Here is a 13,642-nt window from a genome sequence, read left to right as displayed (position 1 = left end):
GCGGGCACCAACCCACCCGCTGACTGCCAATTCAAGCGCGGCGAAGTGCCTGGAATGTCCGCAACCATGGCCTGCTATGGGGCGCTTGATCGCAACGGCGATGGTGCCCTTGCACCCGACGAGGCCACCGCTCTGCCCCGTCTTCAAGACCGCTTCAGCGACCTCGACCGTGACGACAATGGCCTGCTCAGTCCCGATGAATTCCAGGCTGAGATGAAGACCCCAGCGCAGCGTGCTGGCGGTAAGGGCGTCTAAGGCCCAGACGGGCGAGCGACTCAATGGCCGCTCTGATCCCGCTTCTGCGTCGCCTGCTGGGTCAAGCTCGCACGAGCACAGGCCGCGTCGCCGCATTCGCCGGCCGCGGCACGCGGGGACTGCATTACCTGTGGCATCTGTTGATCTGGTCGCGCATCTCGGCCGGACGCTCGGGGCTGCTGCCGATCGAGCTGCCACTCGAGGTGCTGAGTCGCAAAGGGGTCGAGGTGTCGCCGCCGCATCTGCGCATTGCTGGTCATGCCCAAGCCACTGCCTTCGAGCGCGGCTTTGCCGAGGTTTACGCGCTCCTGTTCGCGAACCTGCAACAGGCCGACCTGCTCTCACCAACACGCCACGCGATTCCGGGCCCAGCCTTTCGCGGCGTCTACCTCTGGGACTCGGCATTCATCGCCCAGGTCTGGCGCTGGTGGGACGCCGGCGTTGGGGCCGATGTCCTGCGCGCGGTGATCGATCTCCGTGATGGCGACAGACTCCAGCATGTGGTGACCGAATTCCATCAGTCGCGCTATACCCAACCGCCGCTGATCGCTTGGTCGGTCCTCGGCATCCTCGATGCCCTGCCACAGAGGCAAGCCCGGGCTCTGCTCGTCGACGTCTATGTCCCTTTGCACCGCTACCAGGCCTGGCTCGAGTCGAACCGACAGCTCGATAATGGTCTTTATGCTTGGGCCCATCCCTACGAGTCCGGCGTCGAGAACGCACCCCGCTTCAGCAATACCGACGAAAGCCGACTCCGAGATACCCGCAGGATCGCCGCGGCCGATTTCAGCAGCTACGTCGTGGTCCAGCTAGAGACCCTGGCTCAGATGGCTCGACGTCTCGCACAGGAGCAGGAAGCCAGCGCCTTCGCTGCCAAGGCGGCGACATTGCGCAGGCGGATCAACCAGCTCTTGTGGGATGAGCAAGCCGGTCTCTATCTAGACCGAGCCGAAGCCGGCCATCCGATTCGGATCAGCACCATCGCGTCGCTGATGCCCCTGTGGGCCGGGGTTCCGGATCAGAGACGCGCCGCCCGCCTGGCTCAACATCTGAGCGATCCATCGCACTTCGGAACCCAGATCCCGCTGCCCTCGGTCGCCCGCAAGGAGCCGAGCTTCGAGAAGGACATGTGGCGCGGCCCGGTCTGGATCAACACCGCCTATGCCGTCGTGCAAGGGCTCTTGCGCTACGATCGACAACGCGAAGCGGGCGAGATTGCGTTTCGGCTCTGTCAGGGGGTCTACGGCGTCTTCGAGCGGGAACGGCGCATCTACGAGTTCTATGATCCCGATGCCCTGCATACCCAAGCGCTGCGCCGGAAGGATGGCAACTGGTGGAAGGCCCTGACCCTCGGCCGCGGCCCGCAGCGCGAGTTCGTCGGATGGTCGGGCCTGGTCAACAATCTGTTGCTGGAGGTGCTGCTTGGCCTCGAGCTCGGACCAGCCCGCTGGAGCCTCTGCCCGCGTTTGCCCCGCACCTGCCGCGGGATGCACATCGAGATCGATTTGCCCATCTTTGGCTCCCCGCCGACCGCATTGGACCCAGGCCCTCGCCGAACGCAGCGGCTCGGCTCAACCGGCTTGTCTTCCAACCGCGTCCAGCTGCAGCTGCGGATGCGGGATCACGACCGCTTCGAGGGATCGGTCTGCCATCAAGGCAGCGTCGCGCGGTTTCATACGGGATTCGCCGAGCGCGTCTTGCTCGACAGGCTACTGCAGAAGGCACAGCCATGCGCTACTGCGACCTAACACTCGCCTATACCGAAACCAGCGGTGGCATCCGCACCTACATCGACCAGAAGCGCCGCTGGATCGCTGAGAACAGCGATGACGAGCATGTACTGATCATCCCCGGCGAGCATGACCGCTCATCGCAGACCGGCCGGCTGCGCACCATCGAGATCAACAGTCCGCTGATCCCCGGCTGCAAGCCCTACCGCTTCTTCTGGCGGCCGGACAAGGTTCGCCACGCGTTGGAGCAAAGCGCTCCGGATATCGTCGAGCTCGGCAGCTTCTTTGTTGAGCCCTGGGCCGCTTTTCGCTACCGGGATGAATGCCACCAGCAGGCCAAGCGCTGCCTGGTCTCCGCCTACTTCCACACCGACATCGCCCACGCCTATGTCGGTGCGCCCCTGAGGCGTTTCCTGGTCGATGGTGTCGAAGAGATCAGTGAGACCCTTGCGGCCTGGGGAAACCGGGTCACTGAGGTTGCCGAGAGTGGCGCCGAGGCGAGCTTCGGGCAGATCTTCGGCCGGTGCGATCTGACCTTTGCGGCGACAGCGGCACAGGCCGCACGCATCGCCGAGTATGGGGTCAGCGGCACCGAGGTGGTTCCGCTTGGCGTCGACCTCTCCCGGTTCTCTCCGGAGCAACGCAGCGTCGATTGGCGACAGCAGCAAGGCATTGGCGACGACGAGGTGCTGTTGCTCTATTGCGGCAGGCTCGATAGCGAGAAGGCGGTCACCTTGCTCGTGGATGCCTTCGAGAGGCTGCCCGAGCAGGCACGATTTCCCTTGATCCTGATGGGCGAAGGCCCGCTGCGCGAAGCGCTCGAGGCACGCGCCCAGCAGCGACCCCGCTTGCGTGTGCTGCACTACGAGCGCGACCGCGCTGCCTATGCCCAGATCATGGCCTCAGCCGATGTCTATGTCACAGCAGGCGCCTATGAGACCTTCGGCCTGGCCGTGGTCGAGGCACAGGCCTCGGGTCTGCCGGTCGTCGGCGTCGATGCCGGCGCATTGTGCGAACGTGTGGCGCCGGATCGCGGAAGGCTGGGTCCTGTCGGCGACGCTGAGGCGATGGCGAGCAATATCATCACCGTCGCCGCCCAGCGCCACCGGCTCGGGGCGGCGGCACGCCGGCACGTGCTCGAGTCCGGCTATGGCTGGGATTCGACCTTCCGCCGCCTGTTCGCGATCTATCGCCACGCTGGGGCCTGATCCACGCCCTGGCGGCAGGGGCTCAAAGACGCCGCGTCATCGCACAAGCGTTGCTGAAGCGCGCTGGCACAAGCGTTGCTAATAGTATTTGTGCAAACCGGCTATGGTGCGAATGCCGCACAACCGTCACAGGAGCTTCAATGCATCAGCCAGCATTCAACCACTGTATCGTCACCGATCTACCCGCGAGCCTGATCTTCGACAACGGCCAGGGCCTTGATGGAACGGCGTTCAACCTGAGTCGCTCTGGGGTGCTGATGCGAGCTCAAAAAGGTTGTCCGAAGGCAAAGTCCGGAACCCTGAGGCTGCAAACCGGTGACAACCGTTATCTGCACTTGCCAGTGACGGTGGTTCATTCGGGTAACCGTCTGGTGGGCCTGATGCTCGGAGCACTGGATAAGACCTCCAGTGCCGAGATCGAGCGTCTGCTCAACGCCAAGCCTGTAGACGACTCGAGTCAACCGTCGGGCCTAAAGCACCCTGAGTGGCGCGAAACAACCACCAGCCTGAATCCATAACAGATCAGAGCAGTTCCCTTTTCACTCATCACCACGCATGGAGATCATTGCATGAAGACCCACACCCCCACCTTGACGCTGATTGCCATTGCCACATCGGCGACCTTGCTTTGGAGCTGCGATCGGCAGTCTGAGCCGAGCCCTGAGATCAGCGAACAAGAGACCAGCGAGCAAGAGATCAGCGAGCAAGCCGGCGAGACCGTTGAAGAGACGGTGGAAGCGACGCAGGAGACTGCAGCAGAAGCGGCTGAGGAGACACAAGAGGCCGCCCGCCAGGCAGCCGAGCAGACCCAGGAAGCGATCGAAGAGACCGGCGACCGCATCGAGTCCGCGACTGACTGATCCTTAGCCATCGAGATCAACCCGCGCTGGCCGACGGCCGACGCGGGTTGAGGATTAGGTGAGCGGTGTCTCGAACAGTCGTTGCGGCAGATGGGCTCGGACACCCTCGGCATCATAGCGAGTCAGATCCTTGTCGATCTCGAGCACGACCTGGCGAGCCGTCTCATCCGACAAACTCTTGCGCAGCAGACCGAGGAAGGCAGGCGGCGCCACCAGCCCGAGCATCTCGAAGCGCTGCTCAGTGCGCGCCTGGTCCAGGGCCTCGGCGATCCATTTGGCAAAGCGTTGGGCCTCGACCTCACCCGGCTGCGTGCTCGGCTCAAGCGCATGGCGCCCTTCCCCACCCGAGTCGAACGCCCGACCTGGGCGGTCGGTGACCAGATCCTGATCCAGGAGACGGTTCTCCGGGCCGATGAAATCGCGTAGCTCGGTGAGTGGGCCAGTCGGGCTCTCGGCCGCGTAGAGCGCGGTACGCCCTTCATCGGCGACGATCAACCAGAGTTTCGAATTGGGCATGACAGACCTCCACATCAGAGCCCGCGCTCAACGGGCGTCGAGCGCGGGCCTATCTTGTTCTCGTCGCTCGGCTTAGTGGCCAAGCGAAGCAGCCGGCATCGATCAGCTGCTGCTCGACAGCGTGACCACTGAATCAGCGACCAGCTCGCGTCCCTCGAAGAGATCGTCATCGATCTGACCGGTCACGCTCACACGGTCACCGACCTCGATCTTCTGGTAGCCCTGGTCGTCGAGCGGGTTGTAGGCCATCTCCTCGACCTCGACGCGCACCTGACGCAAACCGGTATCGACGACGAATTCCTCAGCGCTGACCTCGGTCACAGTCCCCTGAACGGTTGTCGCCGAAATCACCACCGGTGTCGAGACGGTGACGATGACATTATCAATATCTTCCTCATCGACGGCCGAGGCGTAGAAGTAGGTGTCGATGTTTTCCACATAGACACTGCTGGCCTCGAGCGTCCGCGCCTCGAACAGATTGTCGTCAATGCGGCCGTTAACGGTGACCTTATCGCCACTGACCAGCTTGTAGCCGTCGGCGTCGCGATCGCCGTCGTCCATTTCGACGGTCATGACCCCTTCACCGTAGTCCAGCACGAAAGCGTCGTTGGTCACGCTCTCGACGGTGCCGCTAACGCTGATCCAGCTGTCATCGGGCTCAGTCATCGGGTCTTCAGCCCAGACCGCCGTCGCGCCTGTCAGCGCCAGAGCCAGTGCCGAGCTCGCCATCATCTTGGTGTCGAATCGCATAAGAACCTCCATTGGTTGAAACGAGGAATATCGTCAAGTCAGTTAGCACGTACGATGCAGCTACCAGGGCAGCTACCGCCGCAGCTAACTCACTCGTAACTCGGTCTTGAGCAGCCGACGCGGGGTCAGCCTCTCGACCACAAGTCTGAGCAATCGCGATGCCAAGTGATCGCACGCGCTCGTCATGGTCGATGGCTAAGCCGCAACCCAAGCCGCCGACTCAAGCGACCGGCGCGGGCTCCAAGCCCGAGCGCCAATGCCGAGCGCCAAGCACGGGCCCAGACCGCGGCGTCAGCTGCGCGCCGGCGTTCTCAGCGGTCAGAGCCACGATAGCAGTGCCCACTCACCCGCGATGCCAAGACCTAGGTGCAGGTTGCGATTTCACCCGATCGCGGTCGATTTGCCCCGCTCACCAGGGAGATGGCCTGAGGGCTATGTCTCAAAGGTCCTCGCCGTCCGCTGCAGTCAAGTGCAGGCAAGGGCGGTCTCGATTCCGGTATGCGCCGTGCTTATTGAACGGGACCACTTGAGTCGGAGCGTCAACCCATGACGACCGCTTGCAACGACACCGAGGCGATCTTTTATGACCCAACAGAGCGAACAGCTCGAATCCGTGCGCAAGGCCTGGCGAGACGACCCCGACATCGGCGAGCTGGCCGACCGTCTGCATCTCATCCCCCAAGAAACCGAGCCGGCCTGCCAGTGGCGGGTGGTGGGCGAGGTCCCGTCCATCGCTGCACGCCGCAAAGCCGCTCGGCTTGCGCGCGAGGCCTTGGCAACAGCGGAGGTTGAGGATGACGTCTCGCTCGAGCCCGCGATCCGTGAATCGGATGACGCCCTCGCCGCCGAGCTACGCGAGACCTTACGCGATGAGCCTCCTTTGGCTCAGGTCCGCGTGATCGAGTCTGGCGACCGACCGCCGGCGCGCTCGCAGCCCTGGATTGGGGTCATCGTGAGCGACGGTATCGTTCACTTGGGCGGATGGGTGCCTGAGATGTCCTACGCCGCGTTGGCGGAAGGCGTGGCTTGGGAGACGGGTGCCTGCCGTGATGTTCACAACCTGATCAGCTATGAACCGCTGCGTGAGAACCCAGACGAAGCCGTCGCCGAGGCGGCAACGACGCTGATGCGCGAGCATCCGCGTCTTGCCGATCAACCGATCCATGTCGAGGTCAGGCTCGGGGAAGCAACCCTCTGCGGCACCGCGAGCGATGATAAGAAACGACAGCTCGCCGAATCGCTGTGCTGGTTCGCGCCCCATGTCCGCGCCGTTGACAACCAGCTCGAGATCTCGGGCGAGCTTACGTGAGCAGAAGAATGCGCCGGGCAGACGACACGGCGCTCTTCACCCAACGCGAACACTCAAGATGACACTGCGCCAAATCTCTGGGATCGCCCGCCCGCTCGAGCTGGACGATCCAACCAATCGCTGGATCGGCATGCTGACCCTCGGGGTACTCGTCGCCGGCGCCCTCGGACGCGTCCTCCTCGGCCAGGGCTTGCTGACGGCGACGGTTTGGTCGGCCTTGGCTGGTCTCAGCTTCTTCCTGGCCTGGGCTCTGGCGAGGGAGCTCGACCCAGACGCCGAGCTGGCCGCCTTCGTCGCCGCGGGATTCACGCTTCCAGCCCTTGCCGCGGCTGAGATCGGCTGGCTGCCCTTGCCCGATCTCGCGGCGCTCTTCCTGGTCCTGCTCGCGGTGCGGGTGCTCAACCGTAGCACCGGTGTCGCGGCAACCCTGCCGGATACCCTTGGCTTGCTAGCACTAGGGCTTTGGCTCGGCTATCAAAGCAGCCCGGTCTATCTGGCGGCCGCCGTCGCCGCCTTGCTGATCGACGGGTTGCTCGGCCCTGCGAATCGCCGCCGCCTCATCCTCACCGGTGCAGCAGCTGCCTTGGGCGGCCTGCTCATCGCAGTCGGCGAGCCGCACTCCGACCTCGGAGGAAGTCCAGCACTGGCATCCATGCTGGCCCCGGCTCCGCTGCTCGCAGCACTGATCCTGAGCGCGCTATTCGCGATCACGATCCGAGCGGCAGGTCAGGTGCAAAGCGTTGGCGACGATACGGGCGAGCCGTTGTCTCCGCGCCGCGTCCGCGCCGGACAGCTCCTCGCGCTGCTGAGCGCAATAGGCGTTACCCTCGGGCACGGCGATGCAGGACTGATCGCACTGCTGCCACTCTGGGCAGCCATGGCAGCGAGCGGCGCCTACCGACTTGTTGCAGGACGCAGGCGCTCAATCTCGGGGTGACAGGCCAAGGGGCTTAGCCAAACAGGCCGCTGAGATAACGCTGGGTGCGCTCCTTCTGCGGATTCTCGAATAGCGCATGGGTCTCGGCGACCTCGACCAAGTCTCCGAGATAGAAGAAGGCCGTGCGGTCAGCAATGCGTTTGGCCTGCTCCATGCTGTGGGTGACCAGCACGATCGCGAAGCGCTCGGCGAGCTCGCGGATCAGGTCTTCGATCACTGCGGCAGACTTCGGGTCGAGCGAGGAGACCGGCTCGTCCATCAGCAGCACGTCGGGGCGGTTGGCGATCGTGCGCGCGATACACAGGCGCTGCTGCTGGCCACCAGAGAGACTGGTGCCGGGCTGGTGCAGCAGATCCTTGACCTCCTCCCAGAGTCCGGCACGGCTCAGGCTGTGCTCGACCAGTTCGGTCAGCTCGGCACGGGTGTCGTGCAGCCCGTGCAATCGTGGCCCAAAGGCGACGTTGTCGAAGACCGGCTTCGGAAACGGGTTAGGCACCTGGGCGACCATCCCGACCCGCGCCCGGATCTGGACCGGGTCGACATCTGTGTCATAGATATCCTGGTCGTCGAGCGTGATCCGCCCCTCGACCCGAGCATTGTCGATCGAATCGTTCATTCGGTTCAGGCAGCGCAGGAAGGTGCTCTTTCCTCAGCCGGACGGGCCCATCAACGCCAATACTTCGCGCTCGTTGATATCCAGGGAGACGTCTCGGATCGCGCGCGTGTCGCCATAGAAGACGTCCACCCTGCTCGCCTGCATCTTGGCGTGGGTTGCTGCTTCTGCGGGGGCATCGGACATAGGATCAACCTCGTTGCTGGGTGCGCATCCGTAGCCAGACGGCCAGCGCATTCATCAGGAGCAGAAAGGCCAACAGGACCAGAATGGCGGCGGCCGTCTTCTCCAAGAAGCCGCGCTCAGGACTGGTCGACCAGAGATAGATCAGCACTGGCAGCGGCGCGGCCGGATCAGTGAAATCGGTGGGCATCTCGGCGATAAAGGCGACCATGCCGATCATCAGCAGGGGCGCGGTCTCGCCGAGCGCCTCGGCCATGCTGATGATGGTGCCGGTGAGGATGCCTGGCAGCGCGTTTGGCAGCACGGTGAGGAAGGTGGTCTGCATTCGCGAGGCGCCCAGCTGCTCAGCCGCCTCACGCAATGACGGCGGCACCGCCTGGATCGCTGCCCGCGCGGCGATGATGATGGTCGGCAGCACGAGCAGCGCAAGGACCAGACCGCCCACCAGTGGCGTGGAGCGCGGCATGCCGAACAGCCGCACGAAGACCGCCAGCCCGAGCAGCCCGAACAGGATGGACGGCACCGCGGCCAGATTGCGGATGTTCACGTCGATGATCTCGGTCCAGCGATTCTTCGGCGCGAATTCCTCCAGATAGATCGCCGCAGCAAGTCCCACCGGCAGGGCCGTCACCAGCGTCACCATGAGCATCAGCGCCGAGCCGACGATGGCACCACGGATACCGGCCACCTCAGGCTCACGGCTGTCGGTGCGGATAAAGAAATCGGTGTTGAATACCGTCTTCAGGTCCCCGGCCTCGCGCAGCTGTCTCATCCAGTCCAGCACCTGGTCCGAGACCAGTCGGTCGCGCTCGGGCAGATCACGGGGCACCACGCCCTTGGCAATCAGGTCCACCTCGCTCGACGCGGGCATCCAGATCCGCCGCGTTTGCCCGATCAGCTCGGGGTTGCTCAGCACACGATCGCGCAGCCGGTAGATAGCATCCCCGCTGATCATGCCGGTGAGCTCATCGCGCGCTGCGCGCGAATCAGGCCGACCAAAGCGATCGTAGAGGGACTGATGGACCAACGAGCGATAGCTGCCCTCCTCAAGCGCCTGCCGCTCGGCGCTGTCGACCCCCAAGGTCTCTAGATCGAGGTCGACCTCGAGCGCGATCCGGGTCTGCAGGAAGGCGCTGTCGCCCTGGACGACGATGCTCAAGAACAGCACCGAAAGCATACCGATGGCGACCACGACAGCGGCGATGCCAGCGGCCTTCAGCAAGCCCTCGCGTCCACGCCGGCGTCGCAAGCGTCGCCTAAAACGCTCCGACAGGTAGGCGCTGCTCGGGCTGTTCGTGCTGCTCGATGCGGATTCAGTCATAACGCTCCCGCCAGCGCTCCATCACGCGGAGCGCGAACAGATTGAGGGCCAAGGTGATACAGAACAGGGTCAGTCCGAGTGCGAAGGCCGACAGCGTGGTCGGACTGTCGAACGGCTGATCGCCGGTGAGTGCCGTGGTGATCTGCACCGTCACCGTCGTGACGCTCTCCAGCGGATTCAGGGTCAGATTGGCGAACAGCCCGGCGGCCATCACCACGATCATGGTCTCGCCGAGGGCGCGGCTGGCCGAAAGCACCACCGCGCTGAGCAGCCCCGGCAAGGCCGCCGGCAGCACCACCCGGAAGACGGTCTCGCCCTTGGTCGCGCCAAGCATCATCGCGCCGTCGCGCAGCTTCTGCGGCACCGAAGCGATCACATCGTCGGCCAACGAGCTCATGTAGGGGATGATCATGATCCCCATCACGCTGCCGGCCGCGAGCGCCGACTCGGCGCTGACCTCAAGGCCGAGCGCCTGACCGGCATCGCTGATTGCCGGCCCAACGGTCACTGCGGCGAAGAAGCCATAGACCACGGTTGGCACACCCGCCAGGATCTCGATCACCGGCTTTGCAGCCGAGCGCAGCCGCGAGGGCGCGAGCTCGACCATCCAGATGGCCGATAGCCGCCCGATCGGAACCGCGACCAAGAGCGCGATCGAGGCGATCAACAGGGTGCCAACCAGCACCGGCACCACGCCAAACGCACCCTCGGCCCCGACCTGCTCGGCTCGGATCGCGCTCTGCGGGCTCCAACGGAGCCCGAATAGGAAGTCCAGCGGGTTGACCGTCGCGAAGAAGCGCAGTGCCTCCGACAGGAGTGAAAAGACAACGCCGATGGTGGTGAGGATGGCGATGATCGCGGCTAGCAGCCGCAGCCCAAGACTGATCCGCTCGCCGTTGTTACGGGCCCGGAAGCGATCATCGATACGCGGCAGTGCGAAGAGTCCGCCACCGAAGGCCAAGGCGATGGCCCCGCCGCCAATGATCCAGTCTGACCAGCGATGCAGCGCGCGCAGCCGATCGGCCGCGGACTGCTCCGCAGGACTCACCTCCCCGAAGACCTGACCATCGGCGGCGATATTGCTTAGGCGAGACAACAGCAGCGAGCGCTCCTCGCCGCTGCGTAGCGATTCAGGCAGCCCCTGGTACAGCAGCCAGTCGATCAGCGGACCTTCCACAGCCAAGCCAAAGACTGTAAAAGCCAGCGACGGAAGCAGCATGCATAGCAGCACCCAGAGGCCGTGATCGCGTGGCAGCGAGTGCAGCGGCTTGCGGCTGCCGGCGACAGACCAAGCGCGGCGATAGCCGGCGAGGAAGCCGAGCACCGCCAAACCCAGAGCGATCAGGAGTGCGGTTTGCGGAGACATAGGGACTCGCGGAATCGACAGCTCAAAATGCAATAGAAGAAGAATGCGCCTAGCCGGGGATCGACCCAACACGGAAGTCGACGTGCCGAACGGCGCGCCCCCCGACTGTCCAGCCCACTGGCCCCAGCCCACTGTCCAGTGCCGGCCTCGGACTGCGAGCCGCGTGCCAGTCTTGGCTGAATTGAACCGGAGATCGCACAAAGCGCAGATTCAGCCTCCACGATGTCAACTGGGTGACAGCGCCGTTACGTTGTTGTTTTCGTTCAATGAAGAACGCATGACAGCCGGCGTCATCGACCACCGAACAGCGGCGCATTGACTGAGCGGATCGGGGGCTTTGAACCTGACAAAGGTTGTTTTGCACCACCTAGTTGGGAGCTCGCCTGGAATAACAACCAAGAATCAGCGGCTTCGCGACCTGGATTGCTAATTGCAAGCCATAAGGCTGCTAGCTCGAAATCGACCGCGCCTCGCACGCGGTTTCACTTAATGACGATGGAGTCAACACCATGATTCAGCTTTCGTTGCAGCCAATCCTCGCCCTCGTCGCCGGAATCCTGATCCTTGTTCAGCCCAGATTGCTGAACTATATCGTCGCGATCTATCTGATCGTCATCGGTATTCTCGGATTGGTTGGAGGCGTTTGATCTCTAAGCCCAATCCAGACTGAAGGCAATCTCAATATACGACTTACGGCTTATCACATCGGGCTCACCGAGCCGCCCAACCATCGACGAGGAAACCATGTTCCAGTGGGCATTAATCTTCTTGATCGTCGCCATCATCGCCGGCCTTCTCGGCTTCTCTGGCATCGCTGGCGCCGCAACCAATATCGCCTGGCTACTGTTTGTCGTCGGATTGGTGTTAGCGGTGATCTTCTTCTTCCGTGGCCGGCGTCCGACCCTCTGAGGCGCAGGCGCCCGACGTCCAACGACACCCTCAGTCGGCAAATAACACCGACGCTCGGCCTTCTTGAGATCAACCTTCTTGAGATCAACAAGAGAGCATCAGGAGCTATAAAGAATGAATAGGAACGTTAAACTCGGCATTGTGATCGTCCTCGTCGTCGTCATCGGCTTTCTCTATGTCCGTTGGGGACCGAAATCCTGGGAGGTACAGATCACTGGCGCCACCGGAGACGGTCGTGATGTCCAATACCGCATCGAAACCGTTGAGGCCGGCACCTCGGATACGCTGATCTTCAGAAACGAGGACGCTGGATTTACGCCTCCCTACTTCAAGTTCGACTCCGCCCGGCTGCAGTCCATTGCCCGCCGCGTCGGCCAGGCCTGCCCGGAGCAGGCAGTGCATATCAACGGCTATGGTCTGCGCATCCCCTGGCTGAGCATGTTCCCCAATGCCGTCTCCATCGACGCCCCAGAAGACTGCCGGAAGGCGCCGACCGAGAACGCTGCAGTGCATCACTGAAGGTAGTCGGGTGCCGACGCAATGGATGCTCGGCAAACCTGATCCCCTTGAGCGCAGCTCCTTCAGCGCAGCTCACGACGGCAGCCACCCCGAGATCCCGTTGCGCGGGGGGATCGGCGATGCACTAGCGCCGGGATCTGACTCGATGATCATGAGGAGAGTCGCCGATGCAATCCGCAACGACAGCAGAGGCTGGCACTGAAGCCAGCCCTCCCACCCCCGGGCGCGCCGCCGAATCGCCGCTGGTCATTCCAGGCCGGGGCTGGTGGCAAATCGCGCGCCGTGTCGTGGGTCGCTACATCAAGGAGAATCTCGGGCTCGTGGCCGCCGGCGTTGGCTTCTACAGTCTGCTCGCCCTCTTCCCGGCCATCGCGGCTCTGGTGACGACCTATGACCTGGTGTTCGACGTCAGTCAGATTCAGAGTCAGTTTGATGCCCTCGGCGGCCTGCTGCCCGCGCAGGTGCATCAGCTCATCTCCGCGCGGCTCGAGAGCGCTGCCGAAAGCCGGCAGCAGACGCTCGGCTTTGGGCTCGCCGGGGCGCTGCTGTTGTCGTTCTGGGGCGCGACCCGTGGCACCCGAGCCCTCATCATTGCGCTCAACATCGCCTACGACGAGCAAGAGGCGCGGAACCTCTTCCTCTTGAACCTGGTGGCCTTTGGCCTGACGATCTTCTTGGTGCTGGTCCTTGCCGTCGCCATCATCGCTACCGTCGCCGTGCCGATCGTGATCAATCTGGTCAGCCTGGGCACCGTTCCGGAAGTGCTGGCGGCCTGGTTGCGCTGGCCACTGTTGGCCCTGGTTGGGCTATTCGCGCTGGGCATACTCTACCGTTACGGACCATCACGACGCGCCGCGCGCTGGCGCTGGCTCCCCCCAGGTTCGCTGGTGGCTGGGGTGCTTTGGCTGGCGGCCTCCGGGCTGTTCTCGTTCTACGTCGCGAATTTCGGGTCCTACAGCGCAACCTATGGCTCTCTCGGCGCGGTGATCGTGCTCTTGCTCTGGCTCTACCTGTCGGCGACGGCGGTCATCATCGGTGCCTCCATCAACGCCGAAGCCGAGCGCCAAACCGGTCACGACAGCACCGTGGGCCAGGCAAGACCGCGTGGAGAGCGCGGTGCCGAGGTCGCCGATCACCTTCCCGGAAGCTGATCGAACCGATGAGGA

At 63.6% G+C, this 13,642-nt stretch carries 16 protein-coding genes and 1 pseudogene; 11 read left to right on the top strand and 6 right to left on the bottom strand.

What is annotated here, in order from left to right; genetic code table 11:
* From ACY693_RS06355 to ACY693_RS06335, 5 genes are all read left to right on the top strand, one after another.
* A partial coding sequence (locus ACY693_RS06355; protein ID WP_462320991.1) for an EF-hand domain-containing protein occupies positions 1–255 on the top strand: 255 nt, incomplete at its 5' end.
* 23 nt (positions 256–278) lie between these two features.
* A complete protein-coding gene (locus tag ACY693_RS06350) occupies positions 279–2,003 on the top strand; it encodes an MGH1-like glycoside hydrolase domain-containing protein (protein ID WP_462320990.1) in 1,725 nt (574 codons plus the stop codon).
* Positions 1,985–3,193, top strand: a complete 1,209-nt coding sequence (locus tag ACY693_RS06345; protein ID WP_462320989.1) for a glycosyltransferase — start codon at positions 1,985–1,987, stop codon at positions 3,191–3,193. The genes ACY693_RS06350 and ACY693_RS06345 overlap by 19 nt, the downstream gene beginning before the upstream one ends.
* 140 nt (positions 3,194–3,333) lie before the next feature.
* On the top strand, positions 3,334–3,711 hold the full coding sequence (locus ACY693_RS06340; RefSeq protein ID WP_462320988.1) for a PilZ domain-containing protein: 378 nt from the start codon (positions 3,334–3,336) through the stop codon (positions 3,709–3,711).
* A 51-nt stretch (positions 3,712–3,762) separates the two neighbouring features.
* Complete coding sequence (locus ACY693_RS06335) at positions 3,763–4,053, top strand: hypothetical protein (RefSeq protein WP_462320987.1); 291 nt, start codon at positions 3,763–3,765, stop codon at positions 4,051–4,053.
* Positions 4,054–4,107: 54 nt separating this feature from the next.
* Here ACY693_RS06335 and ACY693_RS06330 read toward each other — a convergent pair whose 3' ends face one another.
* Positions 4,108–4,569: a host attachment protein gene (locus ACY693_RS06330; protein WP_462320986.1), complete on the bottom strand. Its 462-nt coding sequence runs from the start codon at positions 4,567–4,569 to the stop codon at positions 4,108–4,110.
* Between the two features lie 102 nt (positions 4,570–4,671).
* Positions 4,672–5,319 carry a hypothetical protein gene (locus ACY693_RS06325; RefSeq protein ID WP_462320985.1) on the bottom strand — a complete coding sequence of 216 codons (648 nt, stop codon included), beginning with the start codon at positions 5,317–5,319 and terminating at the stop codon, positions 4,672–4,674.
* 583 nt (positions 5,320–5,902) lie between these two features.
* Here ACY693_RS06325 and ACY693_RS06320 point away from each other — a divergent pair.
* A complete protein-coding gene (locus ACY693_RS06320) occupies positions 5,903–6,628 on the top strand; it encodes a BON domain-containing protein (RefSeq protein ID WP_462320984.1) in 726 nt (241 codons plus the stop codon).
* 58 nt (positions 6,629–6,686) lie between these two features.
* Positions 6,687–7,565 carry a hypothetical protein gene (locus ACY693_RS06315; protein ID WP_462320983.1) on the top strand — a complete coding sequence of 293 codons (879 nt, stop codon included), beginning with the start codon at positions 6,687–6,689 and terminating at the stop codon, positions 7,563–7,565.
* Between the two features lie 13 nt (positions 7,566–7,578).
* Here the strand turns inward: ACY693_RS06315 and ACY693_RS06310 are convergent.
* The 4 genes and pseudogenes from ACY693_RS06310 to pstC all read right to left on the bottom strand — a co-directional run.
* Positions 7,579–8,202 (bottom strand): annotated as a pseudogene (locus tag ACY693_RS06310) (phosphate ABC transporter ATP-binding protein); the annotation flags it as partial.
* Between the two features lie 12 nt (positions 8,203–8,214).
* Entirely contained in the window at positions 8,215–8,364 is a 150-nt protein-coding gene (locus ACY693_RS06305; RefSeq protein WP_462320982.1) for a hypothetical protein, read from the bottom strand.
* Positions 8,365–8,368: 4 nt separating this feature from the next.
* The gene (pstA, locus tag ACY693_RS06300; RefSeq protein WP_462320981.1) at positions 8,369–9,682 is read right to left on the bottom strand and encodes a phosphate ABC transporter permease PstA; all 1,314 of its coding nucleotides are present in this window, start codon (positions 9,680–9,682) and stop codon (positions 8,369–8,371) included.
* Positions 9,675–11,048: a phosphate ABC transporter permease subunit PstC gene (gene pstC, locus ACY693_RS06295; protein WP_462320980.1), complete on the bottom strand. Its 1,374-nt coding sequence runs from the start codon at positions 11,046–11,048 to the stop codon at positions 9,675–9,677. Before pstC ends, pstA begins: the two co-directional genes overlap by 8 nt.
* Positions 11,049–11,557: 509 nt before the next feature.
* Here pstC and ACY693_RS06290 point away from each other — a divergent pair.
* The 4 genes from ACY693_RS06290 (at position 11,558) to ACY693_RS06275 (ending at position 13,627) form a co-directional block, all read left to right on the top strand.
* Complete coding sequence (locus ACY693_RS06290; protein WP_462320979.1) at positions 11,558–11,695, top strand: DUF3096 domain-containing protein; 138 nt, start codon at positions 11,558–11,560, stop codon at positions 11,693–11,695.
* Between the two features lie 97 nt (positions 11,696–11,792).
* Positions 11,793–11,957, top strand: a complete 165-nt coding sequence (locus tag ACY693_RS06285) for a DUF1328 domain-containing protein (protein WP_462320978.1) — start codon at positions 11,793–11,795, stop codon at positions 11,955–11,957.
* 114 nt (positions 11,958–12,071) lie between these two features.
* Entirely contained in the window at positions 12,072–12,476 is a 405-nt protein-coding gene (locus ACY693_RS06280; protein WP_462320977.1) for a DUF1523 family protein, read from the top strand.
* A 167-nt stretch (positions 12,477–12,643) separates the two neighbouring features.
* Complete coding sequence (locus tag ACY693_RS06275) at positions 12,644–13,627, top strand: YihY/virulence factor BrkB family protein (RefSeq protein ID WP_462320976.1); 984 nt, start codon at positions 12,644–12,646, stop codon at positions 13,625–13,627.
* The last annotated feature ends 15 nt before the right edge of the window (positions 13,628–13,642 follow it).

The organism is Halochromatium sp. (assembly GCF_054919635.1).
Note: the sequence above shows the minus strand (reverse complement) of the source record. Positions and strands in the feature narration are given on the sequence as shown.

Coding starts and splice junctions, on each gene's coding strand:
- ACY693_RS06350 (WP_462320990.1), top strand. CDS start 279: ATGGCCGCTCTGATCCCGCTTCTGCGTCGCCTGCTGGGTCAAGCTCGC.
- ACY693_RS06345 (WP_462320989.1), top strand. CDS start 1,985: ATGCGCTACTGCGACCTAACACTCGCCTATACCGAAACCAGCGGTGGC.
- ACY693_RS06340 (WP_462320988.1), top strand. CDS start 3,334: ATGCATCAGCCAGCATTCAACCACTGTATCGTCACCGATCTACCCGCG.
- ACY693_RS06335 (WP_462320987.1), top strand. CDS start 3,763: ATGAAGACCCACACCCCCACCTTGACGCTGATTGCCATTGCCACATCG.
- ACY693_RS06330 (WP_462320986.1), bottom strand. CDS start 4,569: ATGCCCAATTCGAAACTCTGGTTGATCGTCGCCGATGAAGGGCGTACC.
- ACY693_RS06325 (WP_462320985.1), bottom strand. CDS start 5,319: ATGCGATTCGACACCAAGATGATGGCGAGCTCGGCACTGGCTCTGGCG.
- ACY693_RS06320 (WP_462320984.1), top strand. CDS start 5,903: ATGACCCAACAGAGCGAACAGCTCGAATCCGTGCGCAAGGCCTGGCGA.
- ACY693_RS06315 (WP_462320983.1), top strand. CDS start 6,687: ATGACACTGCGCCAAATCTCTGGGATCGCCCGCCCGCTCGAGCTGGAC.
- ACY693_RS06305 (WP_462320982.1), bottom strand. CDS start 8,364: ATGTCCGATGCCCCCGCAGAAGCAGCAACCCACGCCAAGATGCAGGCG.
- pstA (WP_462320981.1), bottom strand. CDS start 9,682: ATGACTGAATCCGCATCGAGCAGCACGAACAGCCCGAGCAGCGCCTAC.
- pstC (WP_462320980.1), bottom strand. CDS start 11,048: ATGTCTCCGCAAACCGCACTCCTGATCGCTCTGGGTTTGGCGGTGCTC.
- ACY693_RS06290 (WP_462320979.1), top strand. CDS start 11,558: ATGATTCAGCTTTCGTTGCAGCCAATCCTCGCCCTCGTCGCCGGAATC.
- ACY693_RS06285 (WP_462320978.1), top strand. CDS start 11,793: ATGTTCCAGTGGGCATTAATCTTCTTGATCGTCGCCATCATCGCCGGC.
- ACY693_RS06280 (WP_462320977.1), top strand. CDS start 12,072: ATGAATAGGAACGTTAAACTCGGCATTGTGATCGTCCTCGTCGTCGTC.
- ACY693_RS06275 (WP_462320976.1), top strand. CDS start 12,644: ATGCAATCCGCAACGACAGCAGAGGCTGGCACTGAAGCCAGCCCTCCC.